Origin of the sequence: Actinomadura sp. NPDC048032 (assembly GCF_040653175.1) — a bacterium.
GTDB lineage: Bacteria > Actinomycetota > Actinomycetes > Streptosporangiales > Streptosporangiaceae > Spirillospora > Spirillospora verrucosospora.
In genome coordinates, this window is sequence record NZ_JBEZJP010000320.1 from 1 (window position 1) to 9815 (window position 9815).

Below are 9815 nucleotides of genomic sequence, written 5' to 3' on the forward strand. Positions count from 1 at the left end.
GCAGAACGCGGGTTCGTCGCGGGACGAGCGGTCCGCTGGCGGGGGCGGGGAGCGGGTAGCGGCGGTCGCCGCGCCGCACGCCGTGCCGCTGCTGGAGGTTCCGGGCGTCGGCGAGGGCGCCGCGGGACGGCGGTCGCGGTCGCGGACGGCGCGGGGCCGGGTCACCGGGGCGCGGCGCCCGGCCGCGAAGGTCCGCGACCCCCACGTGGTGGCGACGCTGCTGGCCGCCGCGCCGCGGCAGCGGGCGCGCGGCCGGTCCGGCGCCGGCCTCGTGCTGCGCCCGGACGATCTGCGGGAGGCGGTCCGCGAGGGCCGCGAGGGGAACCTGGTGCTGTTCGTCGTGGACGCCAGCGGCTCGATGGCCGCCCGCCGCCGCATGACGACGGTGAAGACGGCCGTCCTCAGCCTGCTGCTGGACGCCTACCAGCGCCGCGACAAGGTCGGCCTGGTCACCTTCCGGGGGCGCACCGCCGAGCTCGTGCTGCCGCCGACGTCGTCGGTCGAGGCGGGCGCGGCGCGGCTGCGGGCCCTGCCGACCGGGGGCCGCACGCCGCTGGCCGCCGGGCTCGCGCGCGCCGCCGAGGTGCTGCGCGCCGAGCGGCTGCGCGACCCGGCGCGCCGCCCGCTGCTCGTGGTCGTCACCGACGGGCGGGCGACCGCGGGGGGCGACGTGGACCGGGCCGCCGGGCTGCTGGCGGGCACCGCCGGGATCGTCGTGGACTGCGAGGACGGCCCGGTCCGGCTCGGCCTCGCGGGACGGCTCGCGGCCCGGCTCGGGGCGCGGCTCGTCCCGCTCGGCGACCTCGACGGCATCGTCCGCGCCCACCGCGGGCGCGAAAAGGGAAAGGCGGCTTGAGATGCCCCAGGGAAAGCCCGTGTCCGTCCCCGACGACGGTCTCACCACCCGGCAGCGCCGCAACCGGCCCCTGCTGATCGTCCACACCGGTCCCGGGAAGGGGAAGTCGACGGCGGCGTTCGGGATGGCGCTGCGGGCCTGGAACCAGGGCTGGCCGGTCGGGGTGTTCCAGTTCGTGAAGTCGGCCAAGTGGCGGATCGGCGAGGAGCGGGCGCTGCGCGTGCTCGGCGAGAGCGGCGAGGGCGGCCCGGTCGCCTGGCACAAGATGGGCGAGGGCTGGTCGTGGATCCAGCGCCCCGGCAGCGAGGAGGACCACGCGGCCGACGCCCGCGAGGGCTGGGCGCAGATCAAGCGGGACCTGGCCGCCGAGACGTACCGTTTCTATGTGCTCGACGAGTTCACCTATCCGCTCAAGTGGGGCTGGCTCGACCTGGACGACGTGGTCGAGGCCCTCGCCGCGCGTCCCGGCACCCAGCACGTCGTCGTCACCGGGCGGGACGCGCCCGGCCGGCTGGTCGAGGCCGCCGACCTGGTGACGGAGATGGGCAAGGTCCGGCATCCGATGGACGCCGGGCAGAAGGGGCAGCGGGGCATCGAGTGGTGATCCCCCGGCTGGTCGTCGCCGCGCCGGCGTCCGGCAGCGGCAAGACGACCGTGGCGACCGGTCTGATCGCGGCGCTGCGGGCGCGCGGCCTCGCCGTGTCGCCGCACAAGGTCGGCCCCGACTACATCGACCCCGGCTACCACGCGCTGGCGGCGGGGCGGCCCGGCCGCAACCTGGACCCGTGGCTCGCGGGCGAGGAGCGGATCGCGCCGCTGTTCCTGCACGGCGCCGCGGGCTGCGACGTGGCGGTGGTCGAGGGCGTGATGGGCCTGTTCGACGGGAAGGGCGACACCGGGTTCGCCTCCACGGCGCACGTCGCGCGACTGCTCGCGGCGCCGGTGGTGCTGGTCGTGGACGCCGCGCGGCAGAGCCGGTCGGTGGCGGCGCTCGTGCACGGTTTCGCGACGTTCGAGCCGGGCGTGCGGATCGGCGGCGTCGTGCTCAACCGGGTCGGCTCGGAGCGGCACGAGGAGCTGTGCCGCGGCGCGCTGGAGGCGACGGGCGTGCCGGTGCTCGGCGCGATCCGGCGGGACGACGCGGTCGTGACCCCGTCCCGGCACCTCGGGCTGGTCCCGGCGGCCGAGCGGGGCGCGGAGGCCGTCGGCGCGGTGGAGCGGCTCGGCGCGCTCGTGGAGCGCTCCTGCGACCTGGACGCCCTGCTCCGCCTGGCGGCCGCCGCTCCCCCGCTGCCGGGGCCCGCGTGGGACCCGTCCGAGCAGGTCGTCCCGGTCGAGGGCGGGCCGGTCGTCGCGGTCGCGGGCGGGGCGGCGTTCACCTTCTCCTACGCCGAGCACGTGGAGCTGCTGCGCGCGGCGGGCGCCGACGTGGCCGTCTTCGACCCGCTGCGGGACGAGGCCCTGCCGGACGGGGCGGGCGCGCTCGTCGTCGGCGGCGGCTTCCCCGAGGTCCACGCCGCCGAGCTGGCCGCCAACGCGCCGATGCTCGCCGAGGTCGCGGCGTTCCGCGGCCCGATCGCCGCCGAGTGCGCCGGGCTCCTCTACCTGTGCGAGGAACTCGACGGCCGGGCGATGTGCGGGCGGGTGCCGGGCCGCGCGCGGATGACGTCCCGGCTGGCGCTCGGCTACCGGGAGGCGGTCGCGGTGGCCGAGTCGCCGCTGACCCGTCCGGGCGAGCGGTTCCGCGGCCACGAGTTCCACCGGACCGCGCTGGACACCGGCGCCGAGCCGCTGTTCCGGTGGCGCGACGGCCGCGACGGGTACGGCGACGACCGGATCACCGCCTCCTACCTGCACCTGCACTGGGCGGGGTCGCCGGAGGCGGCTCAGCGGCTGGTGTCGTCCTCCAGGTCGCCCTCCGTCTTGAGGTAGACCTCCTGGAGGCCCTGGAGGACCGCCGGGTCGGGGTGCTCCCACATGCCGCGCTCGGCCGCCTCCAGCAGCCGCTCGGCGATGCCGTGCAGCGCCCACGGGTTCGACTGCGCCATGAACGCGCGGTTCTCCTCGTCCAGGACGTAGGCGGCGGTGAGCCTGTCGTACATCCAGTCGGCCATGACACCCGTGGTGGCGTCGTAGCCGAACAGGTAGTCCACGGTCGCGGCCAGCTCGAACGCGCCCTTGTAGCCGTGCCGGCGCATGGCGGCGAGCCACTGCGGGTTCACGACGCGGGCCCGGAAGATCCGCGCGGTTTCCTCCGAGAGGGTGCGGGTGCGCACGGCGTCCGGGCGGGTGCTGTCGCCGACGTAGGCCTCCGGCGCCCTGCCGGTCAGCGCGCGGACGGTGGCGATCATGCCGCCGTGGTACTGGAAGTAGTCGTCGGAGTCGGCGATGTCGTGCTCGCGGGTGTCGACGTTCTTGGCGGCGACGGCGATGCGCCGGTAGGCGCTCTCCATGTCGGCGCGGGCGGGCACCCCGTCGAGGTCGCGGCCGTAGGCGTGGCCGCCCCACACCGCGTACACCTCGGCGAGGTCGGCGTCGTCGCGCCAGTTGCGGCTGTCGATGAGCGGCAGCAGCCCGGCCCCGTACGCGCCGGGCGCGGACCCGAACACGCGCATCGTGGCGCGCCGCTCGTCGCCGTGCCGCTCCCGGTCGGCCCGCACGTGGGCGCGGACGTGGTTGTCGGCGTCGGGCTCGTCCAGCCCGGCGACGAGCCGGACGGCGTCGTCCAGCATGGCGACGACGTGCGGGAACGCGTCCCGGAAGAAGCCGCTGATGCGGACGGTCACGTCGATGCGCGGCCGGCCGAGCTCGGCGAGCGGGACCGGCTCCAGCGCCGTGACGCGGCGGGACGCCTCGTCCCAGGCCGGGCGGACGCCGAGCAGCGCGAGGACCTCGGCGACGTCGTCGCCCGCCGTGCGCATCGCGCTCGTCCCCCACACCGACAGCCCGACCGAGCGCGGCCACTCCCCGTGGTCGGCGCGGTAGCGCTCCAGGAGCGAGTCCGCCATCGCCTGCCCGGTCTCCCAGGCGAGGCGGCTCGGGACGGCGCGCGGGTCGACCGAGTAGAAGTTGCGGCCGGTCGGCAGGACGTTGACGAGGCCGCGCAGCGGCGACCCGCTCGGGCCCGCCGGGACGTAGCCGCCGTCCAGGGCGTGCAGGACGTGGTCGAGCTCGTCGGTCGTCCGGGCCAGGCGCGGGACGATCTCGGCGGCGGCGAACTCCAGGACCCGCGTCACCGCCTCGCGGCGCTCCGCCGGAACGTCCCGGGCGGCCTCGCGCGCCGCGCCCACGGCCCAGCCGGCGTCCTCCATGGCCTGCACGAGGGCGCGGGCGGCGGCCTCGGCGGCGTCCACGTCGGCGAGCGCCTCGCCGCCGGCCTCGCTGAGCCCGAGCGCCTCCCGCAGGCCGGGCAGCGTCTCGCGCCCCGACCACATCTGGCGGGCGCGGAGCATGGCCAGCACCAGGTCGACGCGGACCGGGCCGGCGGGCGCCTGGCCGAGGACGTGCAGGCCGTCGCGGATCTGCGCGTCCTTCACCTCGCACAGCCAGCCGTCGACGTGCAGGAGGAAGTCGTCGAACTCGGTGTCGTGCGGGCGGTCGTCAAGGCCGAGGTCGTGGTCGAGCTTGGCGGCCTGGATGAGGGTCCAGATCTGGGCGCGGATCGCGGGCAGCTTCGCCGGGTCCATCGCGGCGATCGTCGCGTGCTCGTCCAGGAGCTGTTCGAGGCGGGCGATGTCGCCGTAGGTCTCGGCGCGGGCCATCGGCGGGACCATGTGGTCGACGAGGACGGCGTGCGCGCGGCGCTTGGCCTGCGTGCCCTCGCCGGGGTCGTTGACGAGGAACGGGTAGACCAGCGGGACGTCGCCGAGCGCCGCGTCGGTGCCGCACGACGCCGACATCCCCGCCGCCTTGCCGGGCAGCCACTCCAGGTTGCCGTGCTTGCCGACGTGGACGATCGCGTGCGCGCCGAACTCGTCCGACAGCCACCGGTACGCGGCCAGGTAGTGGTGGCTGGGCGGCAGGTCGGGGTCGTGGTAGATCGCGATGGGGTTCTGCCCGAAGCCGCGCGGCGGCTGCACCATCACGACGAGGTTGCCGGCGCGCAGGGCGGCGAGGACGATGTCGCCGTCCTGGACGAACAGCTCGCCGGGCGGCGGGCCCCAGTGCCGCTCCATCCCCTCGCGCAGGTCGGCGGGCAGGGTGCGGTACCAGCGCTCGTAGGACGCGGCGGAGATGCGGACGGGGTTGCCCGCGAGCTGCTCCTCGGTGAGCCAGTCCTCGTCCTGGCCGCCCGCCGCGATGAGCGCGTGGACGAGCGCGTCGCCGTCCTGCTCGTCGACGCCGGGGAAGCCCTCGCCCAGGTCGTACCCCGCGTCGCGGAGCCGGGCGAGCAGCCGGACGGTGCTCGCCGGGGTGTCGAGACCGACGGCGTTCCCGACGCGGGCGTGCTTGGTCGGGTACGCCGACAGCATCACGACGAGGCGGCGCCCGGCGGCCGGGGTGTGCCGCAGGCGGCCGTGCCGGACCGCGATCCCGGCGACCCGGGCCGCCCGCTCGGGGTCGGCGGCGTAGACGGTGAGCCCGTCCTCGTCGACCTCCTTGAACGAGAACGGGACGGTGATGATCCGCCCGTCGAACTCGGGGATCGCGACCTGCGACGCCGCGTCCAGCGGGGACAGCCCGTCGTCGCTCCCCTCCCAGTCGGACCGGCTCGTGGTGAGGCAGAGGCCCTGGAGGATCGGGACGTCCAGCGCGGCGAGCGCGCCCACGTCCCATGCCTCGTCGTCGCCGCCCGCCCCGGCCGTCGCGGGCCGCGACCCGCCCGCCGCGAGCACCGTCACCACCAGCGCGTCCGCCTGGCGGAGCGTGTCCAGCAGCTCGGGCTCGGCGGTGCGCAGCGACGAGCAGAACACCGGCATGGCGCGCCCGCCGGCGTCCTCAACGGCGGCGCAGAGCGCCTCCACGAACGCGATGTTGCCCGCCATGTGGTGGGCGCGGTAGTAGAGCACGCCGACCACGGGCCCGCCGCCGTCGCGGGCGGCGCGGTCGAGCCGTCCCCAGGTCGGCGTCGCGGCCGGCGGCGCGAAGCCGCGCCCCGTCAGCAGCACGGTGTCGGAGAGGAACGCGTGCAGCTCGGCGAGGTTGGCGGGGCCGCCGTGCGCGAGGTAGGCGTGCGCCTCGGCGCACACGCCGCCGCTGACCGTGGACAGCTCCATCAGCTCGGCGTCGGGGGCCTGCTCGCCGCCGAGGACGACGACCGGCCGGGGGCCCGCGAGGAGCGCGTCGAGACCGTCCTCCCAGGCGCGGCGGCCGCCGAGCAGCCGCACCACGACGAGGTCGGCGCCCTCGGTCAGCCCGGGCAGGTCGGCGGCGGTGAGCCGCGCGGGGTTGCCGAGCCGGTAGGCGGCGCCGGACGCTCGGGCGCTCAGCAGATCGGTGTCGGACGTCGACAGCAACAGGACCGTGCGGCTGTGCTCGGGCACGGCGCATCCTCCCCCTGGGGTCCTCGCCCCGGTCGCGGGTGTCGCGACGGCAGGAGTCTCCTGGCTCCCGGATCGACGCTCGCCCCGGCCTTCCCGTCCTCGCGGACAGTGGCCTACAGCGGGGTTCGCTCCCCGGTCACAGTGGCGGGACCGCGCCGGATTCGCACCGGCTTCCTCCCATTGCCATCGTCTGAGCAGAAGAGTACGGCAGCGCGGTCGCCCTGCAAACTGTGGTTAACATCCTCCCCGTGCCGAATGTCAGAGCCCGTCCCGACGCGTGCCCCGGGGCGCTGCGCACCCACGACGCCGCCGACGGGCCGCTGGCGCGCGTCCGCGTCCCGGGCGGCGCGGTGTCCGCCGCGCAGCTCGCGGTGCTCGGCGCCGCCGCCCGCGAGCTGGGGCGGGACGTGATCGAACTCACGTCCCGCGGCAACCTCCAGGTGCGCGGCGTCCGCGACACCGGAGCGCTCGCGGCCCGGCTGGAGGCCGCCGGGCTGCTTCCGTCGGCGACCCACGAGCGGGTGCGCAACATCGTCGCGTCCCCGCTCGGCGGGCGCGGCCCGCGCGGCGCCCTCGCCACGGATCCGCTGGTCACGGCGCTGGACGAGGCGCTCTGCGCGCGTGCGGAGCTGGCCCGGCTGCCGGGGCGGTTCCTGTTCGCGCTCGACGACGGCACCGGCGACACGGCCGCGCTGGACGCCGACGCGGCCCACACCCCCGGCGGCCTGCGGCTGGTCGGGACGCGGCTCGGACCCGTCCCCGGCGATCCCGTCGCGGCGCTGCTCGCGGCGGCGGAGGCGTTCCTGGAGGTCAGGGGCGACGCCTGGCGGCTCGCGGAGGTGCCGGACGGCGCGCGGCTCGTCGCCGAGCGGCTGGGCGCGGCCGTGGCGGAGACGCCGCCGCGCCCGGATCCCGCGCCGCCGCACGCCGGGATCCTCGCGCAGCGGGACGGGCTCGCCGCGCTGGAGGCCGTGCCTCCGCTGGGCCGGCTGTCGGGCGCGCAGGCCGAGGCGCTCGCCGGAGTCGCGGACGAGGTGCGGGTGACGCCGTGGCGCAGCGTGGTGGTGCGCGACCTGGAGCGGGACGAGGCGCGCCGCGCGGCGGCGGAGCTCGCGGCGGCGGGGTTCGCGACCGATCCCGCGTCGCCCTGGGTGGGCGTGACGGCCTGCACCGGGAGCCCGGGATGCGCGAAGTCGCGCGGCGACGTGCAGGGCGAGGCGCGGCGCTTCGTGGACGGCCTGGGCCGCGCGCCCGAGACCCCCGTCCACTGGACGGGATGCGAGCGGCGCTGCGGGATGCCCCGCGGCCCGGTCGAGCTGAGGACGGCGGAGGGACAGCAGTGATCGATTACGTCCGGGACGGCGCCGAGATCTACCGGCGGTCGTTCGCGACGATCCGCGCGGAGGCCGACCTGTCGGGACTGCCGGACGACGTGGCGCGGGTCGCGGTCCGCATGATCCACGCCTGCGGCATGACCGATCTGGTGGAGGACCTGGCCTGGTCGCCGGGGGTCGTGGCGCGGGCGCGGGCGGCGCTGGTGGCGGGCGCGCCGGTGCTGTGCGACGCGCGGATGGTCGCCTCCGGCGTGACCCGCGCGCGGCTGCCCGCCGGCAACGAGGTCGTGTGCACACTCGGCGAGCCGGGCGTGCTGGAGCTGGCCGGGCGGCTCGGCACCACGCGCAGCGCGGCGGCGCTGGAGCTGTGGCGCGACCGGCTCGGCGGCGCGGTCGTCGCGATCGGCAACGCGCCGACCGCGCTGTTCCGGCTGCTGGAGCTGGTGGAGGAGGGCGCGCCGCGCCCGGCGGCGGTCCTCGGGATCCCGGTCGGGTTCATCGGGGCGGCCGAGTCCAAGGAGGCGCTCGCCGCGAGCGGCCTGGACCATCTGGTGGTCCGCGGGCGGCGCGGCGGCAGCGCGATGACGGCGGCGGCGGTCAACGCCATCGCCAGTGAGGCGGAGTGATGGCGGGACGGCTGTTCGGCGTGGGCGTCGGGCCCGGCGACCCCGAGCTGGTCACGGTGAAGGCGGCGCGGCTGATCGGCGAGGCCGACGTGGTGGCCTTCCACTGCGCGCGGCACGGCCGCAGCATCGCCCGGACCGTCGCCGAGCCGTACCTGCGGGACGGGCGGATCGAGGAGCAGCTCGTCTACCCGGTGACGACGGAGACCACCGACCATCCCGGCGGCTACCAGGGGGCGCTGGAGGACTTCTACGCCGACTGCGCCGCCCGCCTCGCCGCGCACCTCGACGCGGGGCGGACGGTCGTGGTGCTGAGCGAGGGCGACCCCCTGTTCTACGGGTCGTACATGCACCTGCACAAGCGGCTCGCGCCGCACTACCCGGCCGAGGTGGTGCCGGGCGTGACGTCGCTGAGCGCCGCGTCCGCGGCGGCGGGGCGGCCGCTGGTGGAGCGGGAGGAGACGCTGACCGTCCTGCCCGGGACGCTGCCCGGCGAGGAGCTCGCCGAGCGGCTGCGCGGCGCGGACGCGGCGGCCGTTCTCAAGCTCGGCCGGACGTTCCCCAAGGTCAGGCAGGCGTTCGAGGACGCGGGGAGGCTCGGCGACGGCTGGTACGTCGAGCGGGCCGCCACCGACCGGCAGCGGGTCCTCCCGCTCGCCGACGTCGATCCGGCGGACGTGCCCTACATGGCGCTCGCGCTGCTGACGAGCCCGGCGGAGCGCTCGTTCGCCGCGCCGCCCCCGGCGCGGCCGGAGGGGGCCGGCGGGGTGTGGGTCGTCGGGCTCGGGCCGGCGGGCCGGCCGTGGCTGACGCCGGAGGCGCAGGACGTCCTGGCGTCCGCGACCGACCTCGTCGGCTACGGCCCCTACCTGGACCGGGTGCCGCCGAACCCGAGGCAGCGGCGGCACGGGTCCGGCAACCGGGTGGAGGCCGACCGGGCCCGGCACGCGCTGGCGCTCGCGCGGGACGGGGCCCGTGTGGCCGTCGTCTCGTCCGGCGATCCCGGCGTGTTCGCGATGGCGACGGCCGTCCTGGAGGCGGCGGCGGAGGACGAGTTCGCGGACGTGCCGGTGCGGGTCGTACCGGGGCTGACGGCGGCGCAGGCCGTGGCCGCCCGCGCCGGCGCGCCCCTCGGGCACGACTTCTGCGTCCTGTCGCTGTCGGACATCCTCAAGCCGTGGGACGTGGTGGAGCGGCGGCTCGCGGCCGCCGCCGAGGCCGACCTGGTCCTGGCCCTCTACAACCCCTCGTCGAGCCGGCGCAGGCACCAGCTCCCGGCGGCGCGCGAGCTGCTGCTCAAGCACCGCTCCCCCGAGACCCCGGTGGTCGTCGGGCGGGACGTCGGCGGGCCGGAGGAGAGCGTGACGGTGACGACGCTCGGCGAGCTGGACCCCGACCGGGTCGACATGCGCTGCCTGCTCATCATCGGGTCGTCCGCCACCCGGGTGACCGAGCGGGGCGTGGTCTTCACCCCGCGCCGCTACCCCTGAGCCCAGGCCGCGGCGGCCGCCACCCCGGC

General features: G+C 77.0%; 7 protein-coding genes and 1 riboswitch. Of the genes, 6 read left to right on the forward strand and 1 reads right to left on the reverse strand.

Annotated elements, in window-relative coordinates; all coding sequences use genetic code 11:
- From AB0C69_RS30790 to AB0C69_RS30800, 3 genes are all read left to right on the forward strand, one after another.
- Nucleotides 1–856, forward strand: an 856-nt coding sequence (locus tag AB0C69_RS30790) for a VWA domain-containing protein (protein WP_360358551.1), incomplete at its 5' end; no start/stop codon positions are given.
- 1 nt (nucleotide 857) lies between these two features.
- Nucleotides 858–1460, forward strand: a complete 603-nt coding sequence (gene cobO / locus AB0C69_RS30795; protein ID WP_360358552.1) for a cob(I)yrinic acid a,c-diamide adenosyltransferase — start codon at nucleotides 858–860, stop codon at nucleotides 1458–1460.
- A complete protein-coding gene (locus tag AB0C69_RS30800; protein ID WP_360358553.1) occupies nucleotides 1457–2788 on the forward strand; it encodes a cobyrinate a,c-diamide synthase in 1332 nt (443 codons plus the stop codon). The genes cobO and AB0C69_RS30800 overlap by 4 nt, the downstream gene beginning before the upstream one ends.
- Here AB0C69_RS30800 and cobN read toward each other — a convergent pair.
- Entirely contained in the window at nucleotides 2743–6339 is a 3597-nt protein-coding gene (cobN, locus tag AB0C69_RS30805; protein ID WP_360358554.1) for a cobaltochelatase subunit CobN, read from the reverse strand. The two genes, AB0C69_RS30800 and cobN, sit on opposite strands and share 46 nt — an antisense overlap.
- A gap of 53 nt (nucleotides 6340–6392) precedes the next feature.
- A riboswitch (cobalamin riboswitch) is annotated at nucleotides 6393–6516 on the reverse strand.
- Nucleotides 6517–6587: 71 nt separating this feature from the next.
- Here cobN and AB0C69_RS30810 point away from each other — a divergent pair.
- The 3 genes from AB0C69_RS30810 to AB0C69_RS30820 are packed head-to-tail and all read left to right on the forward strand — an operon-like array spanning nucleotide 6588 to nucleotide 9786.
- A complete protein-coding gene (locus AB0C69_RS30810) occupies nucleotides 6588–7682 on the forward strand; it encodes a precorrin-3B synthase (RefSeq protein WP_360358555.1) in 1095 nt (364 codons plus the stop codon).
- Nucleotides 7679–8299, forward strand: a complete 621-nt coding sequence (locus tag AB0C69_RS30815) for a precorrin-8X methylmutase (RefSeq protein ID WP_360358556.1) — start codon at nucleotides 7679–7681, stop codon at nucleotides 8297–8299. Before AB0C69_RS30810 ends, AB0C69_RS30815 begins: the two co-directional genes overlap by 4 nt.
- Nucleotides 8299–9786 (forward strand): precorrin-2 C(20)-methyltransferase, encoded by a 1488-nt coding sequence (locus AB0C69_RS30820; RefSeq protein WP_360358557.1) that lies wholly within the window; start codon nucleotides 8299–8301, stop codon nucleotides 9784–9786. The genes AB0C69_RS30815 and AB0C69_RS30820 overlap by 1 nt, the downstream gene beginning before the upstream one ends.
- Nucleotides 9787–9815: the final 29 nt, after the last annotated feature.